This is a genomic window from Gilliamella sp. Nev6-6 (assembly GCF_001690605.1).
In the GTDB taxonomy this organism is placed as follows: Bacteria; Pseudomonadota; Gammaproteobacteria; order Enterobacterales; family Orbaceae; genus Gilliamella; species Gilliamella apicola_C.
Genome location: NZ_LZHP01000019.1, coordinates 11,374 through 29,780, shown reverse-complemented (window position 1 = coordinate 29,780; position 18,407 = coordinate 11,374). Strand labels below are relative to the sequence as shown.

At 34.9% G+C, this 18,407-nt stretch carries 13 protein-coding genes; 1 reads left to right on the top strand and 12 read right to left on the bottom strand.

Translation table 11 applies throughout. The annotated features are described in order from the left end of the window. Positions 1-17: 17 nt before the first annotated feature. From ggt to A9G42_RS03760, 8 genes are all read right to left on the bottom strand, one after another. Positions 18-1,718 (bottom strand): gamma-glutamyltransferase, encoded by a 1,701-nt coding sequence (gene ggt / locus A9G42_RS03795; RefSeq protein WP_065652704.1) that lies wholly within the window; start codon positions 1,716-1,718, stop codon positions 18-20. Positions 1,719-2,131: 413 nt separating this feature from the next. Continuing rightward, positions 2,132-3,484 carry a PTS cellobiose transporter subunit IIC gene (gene celB / locus A9G42_RS03790; RefSeq protein ID WP_065652703.1) on the bottom strand — a complete coding sequence of 451 codons (1,353 nt, stop codon included), beginning with the start codon at positions 3,482-3,484 and terminating at the stop codon, positions 2,132-2,134. 14 nt (positions 3,485-3,498) lie between these two features. Beyond that, complete coding sequence (locus A9G42_RS03785) at positions 3,499-3,987, bottom strand: hypothetical protein (RefSeq protein WP_065581383.1); 489 nt, start codon at positions 3,985-3,987, stop codon at positions 3,499-3,501. Continuing rightward, positions 3,984-4,346 carry a PTS cellobiose transporter subunit IIA gene (locus tag A9G42_RS03780; protein ID WP_065566915.1) on the bottom strand — a complete coding sequence of 121 codons (363 nt, stop codon included), beginning with the start codon at positions 4,344-4,346 and terminating at the stop codon, positions 3,984-3,986. Before A9G42_RS03780 ends, A9G42_RS03785 begins: the two co-directional genes overlap by 4 nt. A 2-nt stretch (positions 4,347-4,348) precedes the next feature. Then, a complete protein-coding gene (locus A9G42_RS03775; protein ID WP_065652710.1) occupies positions 4,349-6,358 on the bottom strand; it encodes a BglG family transcription antiterminator in 2,010 nt (669 codons plus the stop codon). A gap of 163 nt (positions 6,359-6,521) precedes the next feature. Then, on the bottom strand, positions 6,522-6,839 hold the full coding sequence (locus A9G42_RS03770; RefSeq protein WP_065566914.1) for a PTS cellobiose transporter subunit IIB: 318 nt from the start codon (positions 6,837-6,839) through the stop codon (positions 6,522-6,524). Positions 6,840-6,922: 83 nt separating this feature from the next. Further along, positions 6,923-8,359 (bottom strand): 6-phospho-beta-glucosidase, encoded by a 1,437-nt coding sequence (locus A9G42_RS03765; RefSeq protein ID WP_065588733.1) that lies wholly within the window; start codon positions 8,357-8,359, stop codon positions 6,923-6,925. Positions 8,360-9,317: 958 nt separating this feature from the next. Continuing rightward, on the bottom strand, positions 9,318-9,545 hold the full coding sequence (locus A9G42_RS03760; RefSeq protein WP_065652702.1) for a ChaB family protein: 228 nt from the start codon (positions 9,543-9,545) through the stop codon (positions 9,318-9,320). A 271-nt stretch (positions 9,546-9,816) separates the two neighbouring features. Here A9G42_RS03760 and A9G42_RS03755 point away from each other — a divergent pair, with 271 nt between their 5' ends. Then, the gene (locus A9G42_RS03755; RefSeq protein ID WP_065588732.1) at positions 9,817-10,884 is read left to right on the top strand and encodes a DUF3829 domain-containing protein; all 1,068 of its coding nucleotides are present in this window, start codon (positions 9,817-9,819) and stop codon (positions 10,882-10,884) included. 124 nt (positions 10,885-11,008) lie between these two features. On the opposite strand, the gene acuI is transcribed toward A9G42_RS03755, so the two are convergent. From acuI to A9G42_RS03735, 4 genes are all read right to left on the bottom strand, one after another. Next, on the bottom strand, positions 11,009-12,010 hold the full coding sequence (gene acuI / locus A9G42_RS03750) for an acrylyl-CoA reductase (NADPH) (RefSeq protein ID WP_065588731.1): 1,002 nt from the start codon (positions 12,008-12,010) through the stop codon (positions 11,009-11,011). 289 nt (positions 12,011-12,299) lie between these two features. After that, positions 12,300-13,532 carry a serine/threonine transporter SstT gene (gene sstT, locus A9G42_RS03745; protein ID WP_065652701.1) on the bottom strand — a complete coding sequence of 411 codons (1,233 nt, stop codon included), beginning with the start codon at positions 13,530-13,532 and terminating at the stop codon, positions 12,300-12,302. A 178-nt stretch (positions 13,533-13,710) separates the two neighbouring features. Next, complete coding sequence (locus A9G42_RS03740; protein ID WP_065652700.1) at positions 13,711-16,962, bottom strand: hypothetical protein; 3,252 nt, start codon at positions 16,960-16,962, stop codon at positions 13,711-13,713. Next, positions 16,952-18,301 (bottom strand): SWIM zinc finger family protein, encoded by a 1,350-nt coding sequence (locus A9G42_RS03735; RefSeq protein WP_218057810.1) that lies wholly within the window; start codon positions 18,299-18,301, stop codon positions 16,952-16,954. Before A9G42_RS03735 ends, A9G42_RS03740 begins: the two co-directional genes overlap by 11 nt. Positions 18,302-18,407: the final 106 nt, after the last annotated feature.

Genomic DNA, 18,407 nt, shown 5'->3' with positions numbered 1-18,407 from the left:
CAACATGAAAAATATTTTTATCTTACAACCATTGATTTACCTCTACCACGGATATCTGATACTGCTTCAGGTTTTTTATCTGTGATTTTTATCGCCTGAATATCACCGCTAAAATCTTGCTGCTCAAAGTGGTAGCCCATTTGCTTGAGTTTATCTTTTAAATCCTCTGGTACTTTGTTTTGAAATCGTTCAATAAAAATAAGATTAGTTGGTAATAATTGATGATGATAACGAGGTGTATCCATTGCTGCTTTTAATGACATATGATTATCAAAAACATTAGTTACAACTTGAAAGATGGAGGTAAAAATTCTTGAACCACCTGGCGTACCAATAACCATTGCAACATCATTATTTTTAATAAAAATACTTGGTGTCATAGAAGATAAAGGACGCTTATTAGGCTCTATGGCATTAGCATCTTTGCTCACTACACCAAACTGATTAGCAACACCTGGCTTACTACTAAAATCATCCATCTCATTATTGAGTATAATACCTGTACCCTCAATCACAACCGCAGATCCAAACCAACCATTAAGAGTGTAAGTATTAGATACTGCATTACCCCATTTATCTACAATAGAAAAATGCGTTGTCTGTAATTTTTCATGGTTGTTGTTCAGACCAGGTTTAACTTGTTCGGTAATAGAAATCGCTTTTGGGTTAACTTGTTTTGCTCTTTCTGCCAAATAATTAGCGTCAATCAGTTTAGCAACAGGAACCGAGATAAAATCAGGATCGCCCATATATTCTGCTCGATCAGCAAACACACGTTTTTCTATTTCTGCTAATAAGTGAATATATTGAGGTGAATTGACCTTAACATTCTTAAAATCATTCGCTAAATTTTGCTTCATTAATAATAGTTGAATTAAACCTACACCGCCTGAACTTGGTGGTGGTGCAGTTACAATTTGCATATCTTGCCAGTTAGCAACTAATGGTTCTCGCCATTTAGCTTGGTAATTAGCTAAATCATTTTCAGTAATTAAACCTGCATTTTCTTGCATCTGTTTTGCAATTAATTTAGCCGTTTCACCTTTATAAAAACCGTCACTACCTTGATCGGCAATACGCATTAATACCTTGCCAAGCTCGGGCTGCTTAAATAGTTTTCCTTCTTGCATAGAACCAAAGTATTGCTTAAAGTGGCCATTAGCCGGCGCTAGTGATTCTACTTCATGATACCGTTTAACGAGTAGTTTATCTACGGTAAACCCTTCATTGGCAAATCGTATAGCTGGCGCCATAACTTCTTTCCAAGATAATTTACCAAAACGTTGATGCACAGCCCACATACCAGCAACCGTACCTGGTACGCCTGAGGCTTTGTAGGAATATAGACTTAAATTCGGGATCACATTTTTATGATCATCAAGGTACATATCTCGATCAGCCTTATTCGGGGCAATTTCTCTATAATCGATAAAATAAGGCTTGCCTTCCATCCAAAGCGTCATAAAACCGCCACCACCAATATTACCCGCTTCAGGATAGGTAACAGCCAGAGTAAATGCTGTAGCTACAGCAGCATCAGCGGCATTTCCCCCTTTTTCTAATATCTCTTGCGCAGCTAGTGCGCCATAATAATCTGGGGAGGCAACGGCTCCAGCCTCAAATTTTTGTTTTAAATTGTCTACAGCAAATACTGGGCTTATCACTAAAAAAATAACAAGGCTACAATACGTTATCAGCCTGCGTTTAAGATAGAACATGTTGTACCTCCTAATAAAATATGATTTATCCGCCCCACCTAACACAAAATCGCATAAAAAAATAGGAAAAATTATGCAATATTTGGTTAAGGGGAATTATCAATATAACATAGAAAATAAAAATGTTGAGTAAATATTGATCATATAGAAATTTCTATACTTGACTTTGTGATGATTTTCTTATTAATTTCGAATCAAGCCTGCTTAGATAATTTTGATTTGCCTATTTTTTGTAAAAAATATTCAGGAATCTATGCCGTTTCAATTATGGTGAGGATTCAATACATGATTAAAAGAAAATACTTTCTTATTCATTACTTTTAGAATTGGATTTCGTGTAATTAGCTCAAAACAATTAAAAAAGAGTGTAGCAAACTAAATGGCATACACCCTTTAATATAAACTAATTAAAACTAAGCTGTTTGAGCTTGATTTGCTGATTTACCTTGTTCATCTTTATAAAGTTTATTGTCATATAGTTTGACAAAAGGAATATAAATTAGCAAAGCTAAAATGGCCGACACGACCGCAATAATAGCAGCTTTATAGTCACCACCCGTACCAATAAATGCGCCTATACCCATTGGTGATGGCCATGGAATTAATGCAATGATTGGATGGATAAAACCCGTATTAATTGCAAAATAACCTAATGTTCCACACGCCATCGGCGCTAAGAAAAATGGAAATGCCAAGTAAGGATTATATACAATCGGCATACCAAAAATAATAGGTTCGTTGATATTGAATATTGCAGGCACTGCTGAAGCTCGTCCCAAGATTTTTAATTGGCTAGACTTAGCGCAAAAAGCAATAAAGAATGTCATTAATAAGGTAGAGCCCGAACCGCCTAGAATCACTAATGAATTATTAAATTCTCCAGCAAAAGGAATATGTTCACCACCAAGTGCATTTTCGTTCATATTAGCTAACATAATTGGGGTGATAAATGCGCCAATAATAGTAGCGCCATGGATCCCAACAACCCATAATGCATGGATTAAAAAGAGAATGACCATAACACCTAGCCAACTTTTGGTTAAATTGGTCACAAAAGCAAATGGCACAGCAATAATATTAAAAATATCAGTACCAAAATAGATAAAAACGCCATTAATAATGATCACAAAAAACGCAATAATAAACGTTGGAATCAGCGCAGTAAAAGACCGCGAAACACCTAGCGGTACAGTTTCTGGCATTTTCACAACCCAATTTCGCCTAACACATAAAAAATAAAGATGAGTTGCCAAAATTGCCATTACGATTGCAATAAATATACCCGATGTACCTAAGCGGAAAATAAAAGGTTTTAAACGTAACCCATTAAAGACTAAATTACTTTGATCATTAAGTAATGTAATCACGCCTTTTTGCATAACTAATTCAGGCAAAGTCATGAAAAAAGCAAAAATAGATAACATAGCGCCGTTAAGAGGGTTAACTTTAAGACCAGTTTCTTCTTCTTCGATTTTAGTCAGTTCATAACCAACAACAAAGTTAAAATAGAGAGCTAAAATGCCGATAGTTGCTGTGTTGGCAATCATATAAAGATCGCTCACTCTAAAAAAAGTATTTTCAAAAAAGCCTTCTAATCCTGTAAATGTCATTGGTAAAGTATTGAATACTAAAAACATAGATCCCACAATTGAGAAAGGCACTGAAGCCATCCCCGCGGCCATTACTGCTCGAACAATTTTAAATTGCGATACTTTAGCCATTGGCGCCATTAAAAATTTCTGTAAAATTACAAATCCGGTATTCATTTTGTTATCCTCATCTAATTAATGACCTGTTGGTAAGCTTGAATTCTTTGGAAAGATTTATCCTTATTAAGCTCAATTTTTTTTATTTTTTTAAGCAGTAAAAAATTAATTAATAAACTTGCTGTTAACACTATCATTACGGTATTTAAGACATATTGAGTGTTTTTAAAAAAAGGAAAGAATAGATGAAATAAAGATGTATTTACCGAAATCAGCAAAACAATACAAATTACCGATAATGTGGAATAAAACACCTTTGCATAAGGTAAACGATTATTATGACTTCGATAAAGTTTAATCTGCTCATACATCGTTAATATCGCTAGCACAAGGATCGATAGTGGCAAAAAGGCCACAATAGATAATGATCCACCTAAAAATACAAACCAATACAGATTGATAAATAAAAAAAATGCCGTGCTATAACGAATAGCTAAAAAGCGATTAAAATAGAGGTTGGTTAGGCTCGTTTTTTGGTGCATTTCTAATTTTTTAGTTGTCATATGATGGATTCCCCCCCTAATTTGACTGCTAAGCGGTGGTTTTGCTCATACAAATGAGCCATCTCAAGTGCAATTTCGCGCATTGTCATTGTTGTCATTAAGTGATCTTGCGCATGTACCATAATAATTTCCATGGTAATTTTTGTACCGTTAGCATAATTTTGTAGTAACTCTGTTTGTGAGTAGTGAGCTTGTAAAATATCTTCATTCGCTTCGTCAAGAAGCTGGTTTGCGGTAATAAAATCGGCTTGTCTCATTGCCTTAAATGCATCATGAATTTTAGTTTTAGCATTACCGCTATATAAAATAATATTAAAAGCGATAAGTTGAATATCTTCTGAGCTCATTTCATCGTTCATTACTATGCTCCTTTTTCAATAAGTTGGATAAAAAGCCGTTTAAATTGGCCATAGTTATGCGTTTTCAACAGTTTTGATTGCATTGCTAAATCATCAATTAAATTAATAATGGCTTTAGTTATCATCGCTAAAGTTGAATTTTGATAAATAGAAGGGGAAATCATAAAAACGAAGCGAACCTGTGGGTAATTTTCATCCCAAAATAATCCATCAGGGATCATCGCAACACCAATTTTAGATAATTTCCCTACAGGAATTGCAGGGTGTGGCACCACTATCGCTTGGCTAAAGAAGATGTCACCTAATAGCATACGATTTTGCATTTGCTTTATCATTTGTTGCTTATAATTGCTATCTTCATTTAACGCTAAAAGATCAAGTAAAGAATCTAAAATATGTTCTTTGCTTTGAGGTTGTCGGCATGGGTAGAAATAATCTGCAAATAAATCATCAATAATTTGCTCAATATCAATAAAATGATTGCAAGATTTTTGTGTTGCGAACATTGGAATTTGCGTTTTACGCTCAGAGACAGGCATATTTCGTGATGCAAGATAACGGCGAATTTTTTGTACATCATCATCCGTTAAGAATACAGAAACATGAAAAACAGGCACTTTAAATACTTGCGCTGATAAATCAACGGACGAAATAATAAAATCGACCTTATTTAACGTTTCTGGTTCAATTTCATAATATCCTTGTGTCGCAACAATTTTGATTCGTTCATCAAACTCACATTCAACTCGGTTTTTTAATAGCTGGGCACTGCCAAGACCCGTTGCACAAATAATTAGCACTTTGGTTTTTTGTTCATTTTTTAATTTTTCAATCGAAGCTAAAAAGTGCAAAGTCAAGTAGCCCCACTCATCATCGTGAATCGTAAATTGATTAAGCTGAGGTAGCTGGCTAAGGTAATTTTTAACTAATTCAAATAATTCTGGTGAATTAGCTTTAATTTCATCAAGTAATGGATTTTCTAATTTAATATTTTGTTGTAAACGAACGATCATCGGTTTTAAATGTTGAATAACGCCGTTTTTCAATTGTTCGTCATTTAAAAATAAATACCCTGTCTGCTGCTCAATTTCGATTAATATATTAGTCACAGATAAATATAATTCGCAATCCACATCATTATGAGTAACATTCGATTTACTCATCAAATGTAAAGTTAAATACATTTGTTCTTGTTTGGGAAAACAAAAACCAATTACTTTTTCGACTCTATTGATAATTTTCTTAGCAACTTGATATTCCAATGTATTTTTTGTCGATTGTGGCATATCAAGATTTTGAATAGAAAGCCCTGATTGTAAGCGTTTAATGCTAAGTGATAGATGTAACACGATATTTTGCATCATGACATCAGATAATTTTATCTTTGCCTCACGACATTCATCTAAAATAATAATGGTCAAGGAGTCAAAACTAATTACATCACTAAACTTGTTCAAATAAGTAAGATTTTGTAAAAAGTTAATTGATTCTTCATGAAAAAAATAACTTAAAATAAAATGCCTTTTAGCTTTTTCCTCGCCTTCAACATAAAACAAGGATCGACTTTTTTTGACAGTTAGCCCATAAGGTTGAAGCTGGTGTTTGATTTCTAAAATATCTTTATTTAGTTGAGAAGAGCTAATAAATAATCGTTCTGATAACGCCTCTATATCAATTTTTTGGCTTTCTAATAATAATAGATTAAGAATATGGTGCTTTCTTTGACATGCTTCTCGGCAGTTTGCTTGCTCTTCGTTACGATAGAATAAATGATGTTCAATTAAAAATAAGTTGAAAGCCGTTCTATCTTTAATTTGTAATTGATAACCATAACCTTGTTTACTAACAATAGTTCCGCCATTGTTTTCAATCAACGGTTTTAAGTCATTAAGGTAAGTACGAACAGTTCGATCTGATAATGATAATTCACTTGCCAGCAATGCGCTGCTTTTGAATAGATTTTTAGAGCGAACCATTAAACTAATTAGATCTCGTTGTTTGTTCTTAATCACAATCATCCGTACCTGTGACAGCTAAAACTAGGCTGTTAATCATAGTGTAGTTACTCTGATATGTTAGATAAGCACACATCAAGCAAGTTAATAAGGCGCTGCCATGTCTGGTAACCTAATGACAACGCCAAGCCGTTTTTCTAAAACAAAGGCTTATTTTGGGCTATTTGATATTGTCTTCGGTTAACTTAGCCAATTGCTCAATACCCGACGGTATAGGGATATAGGCCTGAAAAGGAATACTTACTACAGGCTTACCCACTTCATCACCCAAATTTTTTAACTTATCAAACATCATCATCGTTTGTGGACTGATTAAAAATAATGAGAAATCACTATTTTTAATCATATTGCTTCCTTCGGTTGCCGATACTGCATCAACCGAAATAGCTTTATCTTTACTAGCAAAATATTCTGTTACTTTTTTAGCCATTAATGATGATGACATTCCTGCTGCACAAATAATTAATGCTTTTTTCATGGTTTTTCCTCAACGCAATTATGATCCCTTAATAAAACTTTTATAGAGCTTCTATTCTACTTTTATAGAGCTTCTATAAGTTTCTATAAAACTTCACCGTTTGAAGCAATGACATTCTTAAACCAAGCAAATGAATCTTTTCGGCTACGTTTTAAGGTTCCATTACCTTTATTATCTTTATCCACATAAATGAACCCATACCGTTTTTCCATTTCACCAGTGCCCGCCGAAACCAAATCAATACATCCCCAAGGGGTGTAGCCCATTAAATCAACGCCGTCTTCTTCAACAGCAATCTTCATTTGTTTGATGTGTTCTTTTAAATATTCAATACGATAAGTATCATGAATGCTACCATCTGCCTCGACTTTATCATATGCACCAAACCCATTTTCAACAATAAACAGTGGCAATCGGTACATATCTGTTAACCAATTTAAGGTATAACGTAATCCTTCAGGATCAATTTGCCAGCCCCAGTCAGATTTTTTAACGTATTGATTACCAATCAGATCCTTTTTTTCGTCATAGCTATAGCTGTTATCATTTTCCTTTTTCCTAATAGCATTAGACATGTAATAGCTAAAACCAATATAGTCAACCGTACCTTTAGTAAGCACTTCAAGATCCTGCGCTGTAATATCAAGCTCAAAACCATTGCGTTGCCAATATTTTTTAATATGATTCGGATACTCGCCATGCACATGAACATCCGCAAAGAAGTATTTACGCTCCATTGCTTTTTGTGCCATCAAAATATCACCTGGTTTACAGGTTTCAGGATAAATTGGTATTACCGCCAACATACACCCAATTTTAAAATCAGGGTTAATGGCATGACCTATTTGTACTGCTTTAGCACTAGCAACTAATTCATAATGGGCAGCTTGATACATAATCTGTTCGCGATTATCGCCTGCTTTATAGTAAATACCTGAATTAGTAAATGGTGCAAAATCTTCATTAAAATTAGCTTGATTATTAATTTCGTTAAAAGTCATCCAATATTTGACTTTATTTTTATAACGATCAAAACATACTTCAGCAAAGCGAACAAAAAAGTCGATCAATTGACGATTACGAAATCCGCCATATTCAGTGACAAGATAATAAGGCAACTCAAAATGAGAAAGGGTTACAACAGGCTCTATATTATGTTTCAGACATTCATCAAATAGATCATCATAAAATTTTAAGCCCTCTTCATTAGGAGCAAGCTCATCTCCGTTTGGAAAGATACGTGTCCAAGCTATCGAAGTTCGAAAACATTTAAATCCCATTTCGGCAAATAGCTTAATATCTTCTTTATAGTGATGATAAAAATCAATTGCATCGTGGTTAGGATAATATTCTCCTTCAATAATGCCTTCGGTGATCTTACGATAACTTTTAGGCGACCCCACCGTCATCACATCGGCAACACTAATACCTTTACCACCCGCTTGCCAAGCCCCTTCTAATTGGTGAGCAGCAACTGCACCTCCCCACAAAAAATCTTTTGGTAACCCGTTATTTTTCATAATCAAATACCTACATTTATTAATAATTCAAATTTAGTATAAAAAGAAAAAAATAGAATTACTAACCAACTTTTTCCGTATTGATCAGGAAAAAGATAAATACATTGTGAAAAATTTTACTTAATAACATTATTAAACAATAATTTTATGCGACTAGTTATACACATTTAGTGTGTAACTAGCTTTGTGCATGATATCAAGAATATAGGCATGATGTGCCAGAGAAAAAGGCAAACTGGTCATGATAAAAATCATTCAGAAAAGCCATTGATTTTATTGGAGTTTTTATTTTAACAAATAATAACATTACTCCTTTTGCGCAAGCCTATCTTATGATGCAAGGCTCAATACATTAAATAGGTAGTTTAATCCAGAAAAAACAATACAACCTTAATAACGCATTTATATGGGTGGATGCTGCTAATATTTTTGCTAGGATGAGATATTTTTTACAGGTGCATTTTGACGCCAAATCCTTTTCTTGCATGATTCAACCAATTCGGCATCTACTGTTATGACTTACTTTCTAAGCGCTGCCGCTGCCTGTCGCATTCTTGTTCCATAAGCTTGATAGTGATAATACCTCTCACCCACTTTGGCACTGAGCGCTTTGTTGTTTTTTCCAGATAAATTGGAATTGAGAATTAAATCGATCTCGTAGTATATCCATACTTTTCAGTAGCAAAAAGATAAAATCATGGAAATAAACACTAATTAGGATAGCCTATCCAAGCAATAATTTTGTGGAATTTAATGATTTATCGAAATGCGACAAACACAGCTACACTAACTTTTAGCATATAAGTAGCTTTTAAGTAAGTAATATATCATCAAAAATTCTTTTCTGCTCAATCAATGAGAAAGGGTATATAGGTCAGTATATCGATAAAAATAGTAGTTTTTCTCACTAATCGGGCAGAAAAAATTAAAGATGTTTAGTTTTATGGTTCAGCTTAAATTATTTAGCAACCCAGTTACCCTCTTCATCTTTATGATAGGTCTTTTCAACAGCAGCCCAAGCTACTTTGAAGGCAATCGTTTCTGGATCACTATGATCACGCCTTTTGTGGGGATCTTGATATTCTTTTATTGCACTATTAAATGCTTCTTTAAAAATATCTTGCGCATGCGTTGGCAAAACATGACGCACAGAAGCTGGCAAATCATCACGAGTTTGATACAGCATATAGATTTCCTCCATAAATTAATCTTTTATGGTTAAAAATTCCAAATAGCAATCGCAGACATCATTTGCAAAACAACTTATAAGCGTCAAATTTATGCCTTTTTAGAAAGAAACACAAGCATTATTAATAGTTAATAAACAGTATATTTTCTTTTCAGTTTTCCAAAATTAATATATAACACTAAAATAAACACATATTTTATTGGAAAAAAAAGAAAAAAAAATGTAAAGTATCAAATTATTAAACTAATAATAACATTAAGGAAAAAAGATGCAGAAAAAATTCTTAACAATATTTATTGCTGGGCTTTTAATGATTGGTTGCAATGATCAATCAGAAAGTAAAACCGCTCAGTCGACCACAGTTTCCGAAGCAAAAACTTCAGAAAAAACTTCAGAAAATACTTCACAACAAATAGCAGCAAAAGCGAATAAAGGTAATCTGTGGTTAAGTGTTTTTAACACCAATTTTACTTTAGCCGAGCAACAGTTAACAAACAGAGTTTCCTTACCATCTACACTGATTAATCTTGATAAGCAAGTTGACAGATATTTAAAACAATTTCAAGACAAAAATGGTAACATCGATTACAATCGCATAAAAAATGACCCAACAAAACGTATAAATCTTCTTGTCGGTTCCAATCCTTCTCCTGAAGATCTTGATGATTATAAGCAATTGATTAATAAATTAATAGCAATCAAACCAGAACTTCCTGAGCTTGATAGTGCTGGCAAAGCCTTAGGTGATAAATTTGTTGAGTTAGGCTTAGCTTATGACAAAGTTGCTAAATATTATACAACGAATGAATATAAGTTAGATGAACTGGCTAAATTACCTGAGCTATTCAACAATCTAGAAAATGCCTATAATCAATATATTGAAGCAGAAGATATTGCTCTTATCGCTTACGATAAATTATATAAAGAGATCCACGCATTTCAAAAAGCAGAAATTAAAAATCAAGGATTAATGCTTCACTACAATTGTATTGAATTCATAGATATATCTGAGGAAGTTGTAGCATTAATTAATCGAAATTTTGCTGAAAATAATGACTTTAAAAATCTTGATAAATCAGCAATTGAACCAAAAATCGAACAACTAGAATCTATAGCCAATGAATTAATTGCCAATAAAGGCAAAACTGACTTAATCAAAAAACAAGCTTTGAACAATATTTATTATGATAGGTTTGCCGATAAATTACCTGAATTGGTTAATCAAATGAAAGTTGTTTTAAAAGATTTACAGACTGCCAAGATAGAAAATGAAGTCAAGTATTTGAATGGTACACTTGGCAATGTTATTGACAGCTATAATTCTGTAATCAATTAAAATTACGTTATAAACTAAGTTGGTGGTAATGCTGAACTACCAACTTTTAAGCGTTTGAGTGACTACAGGTGCTATTGTTCAATATAATCATTATAATATGACGATTTAGCCCAATCTAAGCATCCTAAGTCGATTTGTTTACATCAACAACACAACGCCCCTTTATTTGCCCAGCTATCATTTTATTTGCTGCCTCAACACATTCAGTTAATGAAATTGTATTGCTAATATGCGATAGCAGTTTTTCATCTAGGTAATATGCCAATAAATTCCACGCAGCAATACGCTTATCATAACTCGCCATCACGCTATCTATACCAGTTAACGTAACACCGCGTAAAATAAACGGTGCAACCGTTGTTGATAAATCTATACCTTGAGCAAGTCCACAACAAGTTACAATACCACCATATTGGGTTTGCGCACAAATATTGGCTAAAGTATGTGACCCAACAACATCCACAGCAGCTGACCATTGCTCTTTTTGTAATGGCTTGCCTGTTTCTTTTAATGTTTGGCTATCAATGATATTAACTGCGCCAAGTTGACGTAAATAATTCTCTTCATCAATTTTACTAGTCGATGCGGTAACTTGATACCCAAGTTTGGCCAGTAACGCAACGGCAATTGAGCCAACGCCACCTGTTGCACCTGTCACTAAAATCAGACCATCTTGTGGTTGTACACCAACATCAATAATTCGTTGAACACAAAGTGCAGCAGTATAACCCGCTGTGCCAATAGCCATTGCCTGATGAGCGGTAAACTGATTGGGCAAAGGTATTAACCATTCAGACTTCAAATAAGCATATTGTGCCAAGCACCCCCAATGAGTTTCACCGCACCCCCAACCATTTAAAATAACCGTATCACCTTTTTGATAACGACCACTACTACACTCAATGACAGTTCCAACACCATCGATACCGGGTACCATCGGCCATTGCCTTACAATAGGGCTTTTGTTAGTTAAAGCTAACGCATCTTTATAGTTAATACTGCAATAAGCTACTTTGATTAACGTATCACCTTGTTGGTCTAATAGTTGCTGTTTGTTAATGGCTTTAAGTGAACATGTAAAACCTGTTGTTTTATCTTTTTCTAAGACAATAGCATTAAATGACATAATATTTCCTTGTAGCTTAAGGTAATAAATTACTCAAGCAAAGTAAGCAGTCAACCTCAATAAAAACTTTTAATAATAAATAGCCATTGGAGAAAAAGCAATGAAACATATTACTTATGGCTACAAGATGATAAATTCTATCAAAAGAGGAAAGGTTCACTATCTATAAATCATTGAAAAACTGAGCAGATAATCAAACAACCACCATACTCAGCCTATAAAAAACAAGTAAATAAACTTAACTATTGAATAAAAGTTAAGATCATCTTTCATTAATAATGATTAACTTTTATTGTCTACCATTTTCTTGTGCAGCCGAGGAAACAGCGCCAATAAATACTACATCACTTGACGAATTTAACGCCGTTTCAACCGAATCTTGAATAACACCGATGGCAATACCAATACCAATGACTTTGGCTGAAATTTCATTAGGTATACCAAACATACTACAAGCAACAGGAATTAGTAATAATGAACCACCAGCAATCCCCGACGCACCGCAAGCACACACAGAACTGACTATACAAAGTAATACCGCAGAATAGATATCAACATCAATATGCATTGAGTTAACTGTTGCGAGTGTTAAAACGGTAATTGTTACTGCTGCCCCTGACATATTAATCGCAGCACCTAAAGGAACAGCAACTGAATAGGTATCTTCATCCATATTTAATTTTTTGCATATTTCGATATTAACTGGGATATTAGCAGCTGAACTACGAGTAAAAAAGGCAGGTATTGCGCTATCTTTTAATGAGGTAAAAACTAATGGATATGGATTTTTTCGCATTACACAATAAGCCAATAATGGATTAAGAACTAATGCCACAATCAACATGCATGATACTAATACACCTAATAGATGTGCATATTTTAATAATTCGCCAAAACCTGTTTCGGCCAGCGTTGAAGAAACCAGCCCAAACACACCTAATGGTGCAAAACGGATAATAATTCTTACAATAAAAGAGATAGCATAAGATAAATCATTCATCATCGTTTTAGTCGTTTGGCTTGCATGCCTTAATGCTAACCCTATACCTATTCCCCATATAATCAAACCAATATAATTTGCGTTAACAAGGGCATTAACAGGATTATCAATCATTTTATTCAGTAATGTTTTTAAGACATCTTTAACCCCGTTGGGTGGAGTCAACTTGATCTGCTCCAGTGCATCGCCAAATGAAATTTGAGATGGAAATAGGAAGCTGGCAAATGTAGCTAATAAAGCGGCTAATATCATACCTGATAAGTAAAGCATGATTAACGCACGCATATTTGCTTGCTTACCTTGTTGGTGATTAGCGATTGATGCAACAACTAAAATCAGTACAAGTATTGGCGCAACTGATTTTAAAGCATTAATAAATAGCTCTCCGATAAGTGACATCCCTAAAGCGGTCTCTTTCGACACGGCAGCGAGAATAATACCAAGTATTAAGCCCAATAAAATCTGCGGTATCAACCCTACTTTTAAGTAAAAACGAACCAACGGATGAGAAGAATGAGTCATAATATGCCTTTCTTATTAAAATAAAGACAAAACAGTAACATAATTCAATATGATGTTTTAGAAAATAATGATTATCATAATGTTTTTTTATATAACAATTTGAATAATTACTAAATTTAATTATTCACAAATTAAACATGCTTAACATTACCAAATGTATTGTTAAGAAATAACTACATTACTTAATAAACTCAAGCAATTGTCTTGCTTTATTTACTGCCGTTGATTTTACTTTTGCATGGGCTATGTCGGCTAATCCTTGCCAATGGGAATCAGATTCAGAGAGATAACCACGCTTTGTTGCTTCTTGTAAATAAGGCACATAAATGAATGACATATCTAAAATTCGATTGATCCAAGCAGGTATTTTTTCATCTCGTTTTGCTATTTTTCCTACAAACTTAATGCACTCAATTAATACAGGGTAAAATACTGATAATAAATTAGGTTTTTTTTCCAGTAATCGGATTAATTTAGCTGGACTAAAATCGGGATAGTCAAGGAATAAGATAATTGCTTTACGCATGATGTCAGCGTCAATGACGCCTTGTTCAACATTTTGTTCAAAAATTGAATTTGTGTGATAGGTATCACTATCTTGCGCTAATAATCCAATAATCACCATTACCAATGCGTTAGAAAAAATTAAGTTATCGGCATTTTTACAATTTTCCAACCCATATCGGCTCTTTTCAACAACAAGACATTGGCTCGCCTCACTCCAGTGTAACCAAACGCTTTCTGTTTGAGAATCAATGCAAAATTCTGAATGATTCAATGGCGCGGGATAAGCTTCGCATTGCCATTCGTTTTCTAAATCATAATACCAATCACCTTTAACAATCTGGAAAACTTGATTTGCTACATTAGGAAGTTTCAAAGTAAATAATAACGATTTAGACAAACGTTTAGAAAATTGAGAAGATGGGTTAATGACAGGTTTACTCACAGCAATAGAAACATTATCTTCAGGTACAACGCTAGTTTTTTCCGTCTTTACCCATACTTGATCAAAATCATCAGGCGCTAGCATAGACACTTCTTGTTTTAACGGCGCTGGTGCTATATTAGGGAGCTTGTCAACTATCGCTTGGGCTTTCTTTATTGCATTAGCACTACCTTTTTTACTGGCTAACATCCTGATGCCTAATAATTGTAATTGGCTTGCATCAGCTATACCCTGATCAACAGCATATTGAACTTCAGGTAAAAATTCAGCGATGGCATCGACCGTTTCAACAGTGCCTGATAACATTCTTAGCGCATTGCATGAAGCAATAATTAATTGATCGAAAATGGGCCAAACTACCGAAAGCATCCCTTGTTTTCCAATATCAGCTAATACAGCAACTAAACTTGCTATACGGGAAGGGGGCGAGCCTAAACGCTCCAATAGCAAAACATCGGCCACTCCAGGTCTAAGCAATCCTCGTTGCCATGCTTGATTCACGGCTTGTGCTATATTACCAAGCACATGAGAGGAATGAGATCGCTGTGCTGCTAAAAGTGTAATTGCTGAACGAGGGGGAAAAGGAGAGCGTTTTTTAACAAGTTGCTCAAACACAAAACCTTGATGATATGATTTGGCCCAATCAATATCGGAAGGTATAGCACTATCGCCCCATAAAGGAAAAATAGAAAAAAGCTCAGCAGTATACCAACTATTGCCTATTCGTTCTGGAAAATCACTTAATGATTGAGGAAGAAACGATACATCATTAATATTAGCATTTAACGCTAATTTTGGTTCAATCACGGGATCATTAAGATACTGTAAGACCAAAGCCTCGGCATTTTGCGACATTTTTTGCCCTGACGGCAAAGTGACAGTAATTTTTAGTTTACTAAGTTTTTCTTTCGTTGATGATGATTGTATCGATACATCAAGACGAGTCAATGCTAAAAATAGATCCGCTTCTAATACATCAATATTTAATTGCTGATAAGTCTCTAATCGCTGACAAAGATCATCCACAGTTATTGACAGATCACTCATACTTGGCGTTGACAGTAAACAAGGGATTTTTCCTAAGTTTTTACAGACAATATAATCGCGCGCAGTTAATAAACAAGTAAAATTATCGTGATACGGGATCTCTTTGCCTTTGCGCCAATAAAATATAAAACCGAGTAACTCATCAGCTCGCAATTTTACGCCGACTAAACTCGCTTTTGCGGCTTGAGGATCGTTATAAGCGATCGTATTGGCGACAGCTAAAAACCGTTCCATCACACAATCATGGGCAGATACGTCCCTTTTTACCAATTCAGAGGCTAGCTCTGTTAATATATCGGGTGAAATAGGCGCTAACTCGAAAGGTGGTAATTGCCAAAGCGATGGCGTTGGATGCCAAAGTTGCTTTAATGCCACTGGGCTAGCTTGCATAAAATCACCATCAAGCTGCCACTGTGTAATTATTTTTCTGGTTAAAGCAACAATCGAGTCATCGGTTTGGCTAAGTAATAAAGTAAATAAAGGCATAAACCGATCAGCATTTTGGGGTATATTACGGTTGAGTGCTGTTTTTAACACCAATTTTTGCGTCGATTTTATTTTAGACGATAAACTGGCCATCATCACTTCAACTAGTAATTCATCATCAACAAACGGAATTAAAACAGGTGCTAATCGATTAATCATCGCAGCCTCTCCCGTTGTTAGCAATGGAATTAAAGCAGATGCCCGTTGGCAAAATTCAGCATCAGTAATACCTAAACCATCAAGTGTATAAAGCCATGCTTTACGATCTACAGGACGAGAGGCAATATCTAGGGCTAAAAAAAGAAGCTCTTTTGCTTGCTCATACTCAAGCCAACCTAATGCTACCCCTAAACTAAATAACTGAGTAAAAGATTGTGTTGCTGGTATATTTAACGCTATAGCAATATGAATGTGTTCAAAAAATCGGCGTTGACATTGCGCTAAATTTGGCGGGGTTTTATCGTAAAAATGCTTTACAATATCGTCACCCCGCATAGCAACGGCTGCGTACAAAGTCCAATCACTGATATAATTGGGATTTTCTGGAATCGCTAAATTTAATTGATCGACTAACTGAGCAACAAGATCTGTTGGCGCTGATGCTGATTGTACAAATTTCTGCGCATAATTCTCACCGCGCGCCATAATAACGGGCAATAACAAAGAGGAATGGGCATAACGCACAAGCTTTAGTGCTCGGCTGGCTGATACCCCAATCCTAATAGCATACAACACTAAATATGCTTTATTACACTTAACATAGTCTTGTAGCTCGAAAGAGTCTCCCCTACGAACATACCCATCCCATTCGCCACTTTTTAATCCAGAAAGGGCAATTTTTTGCTGTTCCTTACTGCCTAACGGCTGTTGCAAAATATTATCTGGTGTAACATTATTCCAGTTTAATGAAGTAAAAATAGCTTCTGCTTTTTCTAAGTTAGCATTCATAAATATTTTCCTTAATTTGAACCGCTAAAATATGTTTGCAAGGTCCTTTTTTAAGCTGATGATTTAAATACCATGAGCAATTACATTGCGATACCATTTCATTATTCTGTCTAACTAAACGGACTTGATAATCTTCATCATTAGAATGAACAATCCAAGTGGTTTCATCAATCTGATCAATAAATTCAACTAGCTTATAGGCCGATTTTAAACGTGGGTTATCTTTTATGACTCGATTAGGATCTTCAGGCAATTGGCGATGAAAATAGTTTTTTTGATAGGCATCAAAACCAAGTTTGCCTGAAACAGCAAGGTAAGCCAACGCACTATCGATATTCCGAGCATCTAAATGAGTTTTTGAAGATAATTGCGCCGGATCAATCTGCGAATCAAATTGCAAAATAGATTGAACAAGTTGAACATTTTGTAATTGCTGTTTTGGCACAAGCGATTCAAGTAATACTCCTTCACCTGAATACCCCTGCCATGGCTGAGCAGTTAAGCTTAAGGTAAGCCTTGCACCATCAAGAGCGACTTCAACCATGCATGGCCCTTGTTCTCCGCTTTCCAATCGATAAAACGTTAAGCTTTTTATGTTGGTCATTAACCGCTTCAGTGCACTTAATCTATGTAAGCCAGAAATATAGACACTATTAATATCACCTTGAGACGCCAATTTAACGCCCGTATTAGATGGAACGACCCAACTTGCTTGTTGTTTGCTTGTTACTGCTGGCAATCTTGCAATAAAAGTTTGCGCATGAATTCCCGATACAGTAAAAACAGCCGCCATTTTAGTATGAATTTCAGTAAGATTGCCAAGTGCTCGAATCCACCTATCGGGCATTTCAACTGGGCGCTCAACAACAGTTTTTATACTGATCACATCGTGATCTTGTTGTTGGATATGGCGCGTTGCTAAGCCTTGCTCACCAATATTGAGGTGAAGTTTATCCTTACTATTAACCTGATTTAGTGCTTGCCTTAAACCAAGGCCAATATCGACATTGGTTGTACCGCGTAATATTTGCCCATCGAAGCCTTGTTGTAATAAATCCAAACGAGCATAAACACTATTACAGGCAGAAAAAACCTCAGCTCTTAATTGATCCCCCTGAGCAGATAAAATAGGATCTCGCAAAGCCACTGGTACGGGTTTAAAATATCGGGTCGCAGTAATATCTGCTAATACAAGTAAACATCTAGCAAGAATTTGTGGATAAAGTGCGTAACCAGTAAAAAATTGAGGGTTATCAATAATCCCATTAGGTGTTAAGGCTGATGATAATGCTAAAGCTAAAGCCCCATTTGTTAACGTTGATTGCTGAGAAAACTTCAATATAAATCATCCTACATATGAACATAGACAAACTATCTGACGCAACGAGTATAAAATAAGCTTAATATATCGTCTATATTTGATTATTTCAGTGATTTTGATAAAA

Bases quoted from the DNA above. Each gene is read 5' to 3' on its own strand.
- A9G42_RS03780 (WP_065566915.1), bottom strand. From the start codon at position 4,346: ATGAACGATGAAATGAGCTCAGAAGATATTCAACTTATCGCTTTTAAT.
- A9G42_RS03770 (WP_065566914.1), bottom strand. From the start codon at position 6,839: ATGAAAAAAGCATTAATTATTTGTGCAGCAGGAATGTCATCATCATTA.
- A9G42_RS03765 (WP_065588733.1), bottom strand. From the start codon at position 8,359: ATGAAAAATAACGGGTTACCAAAAGATTTTTTGTGGGGAGGTGCAGTT.
- A9G42_RS03785 (WP_065581383.1), bottom strand. From the start codon at position 3,987: ATGACAACTAAAAAATTAGAAATGCACCAAAAAACGAGCCTAACCAAC.
- A9G42_RS03755 (WP_065588732.1), top strand. From the start codon at position 9,817: ATGCAGAAAAAATTCTTAACAATATTTATTGCTGGGCTTTTAATGATT.
- sstT (WP_065652701.1), bottom strand. From the start codon at position 13,532: ATGACTCATTCTTCTCATCCGTTGGTTCGTTTTTACTTAAAAGTAGGG.
- acuI (WP_065588731.1), bottom strand. From the start codon at position 12,010: ATGTCATTTAATGCTATTGTCTTAGAAAAAGATAAAACAACAGGTTTT.
- A9G42_RS03740 (WP_065652700.1), bottom strand. From the start codon at position 16,962: ATGAATGCTAACTTAGAAAAAGCAGAAGCTATTTTTACTTCATTAAAC.
- ggt (WP_065652704.1), bottom strand. From the start codon at position 1,718: ATGTTCTATCTTAAACGCAGGCTGATAACGTATTGTAGCCTTGTTATT.
- A9G42_RS03760 (WP_065652702.1), bottom strand. From the start codon at position 9,545: ATGCTGTATCAAACTCGTGATGATTTGCCAGCTTCTGTGCGTCATGTT.
- celB (WP_065652703.1), bottom strand. From the start codon at position 3,484: ATGAATACCGGATTTGTAATTTTACAGAAATTTTTAATGGCGCCAATG.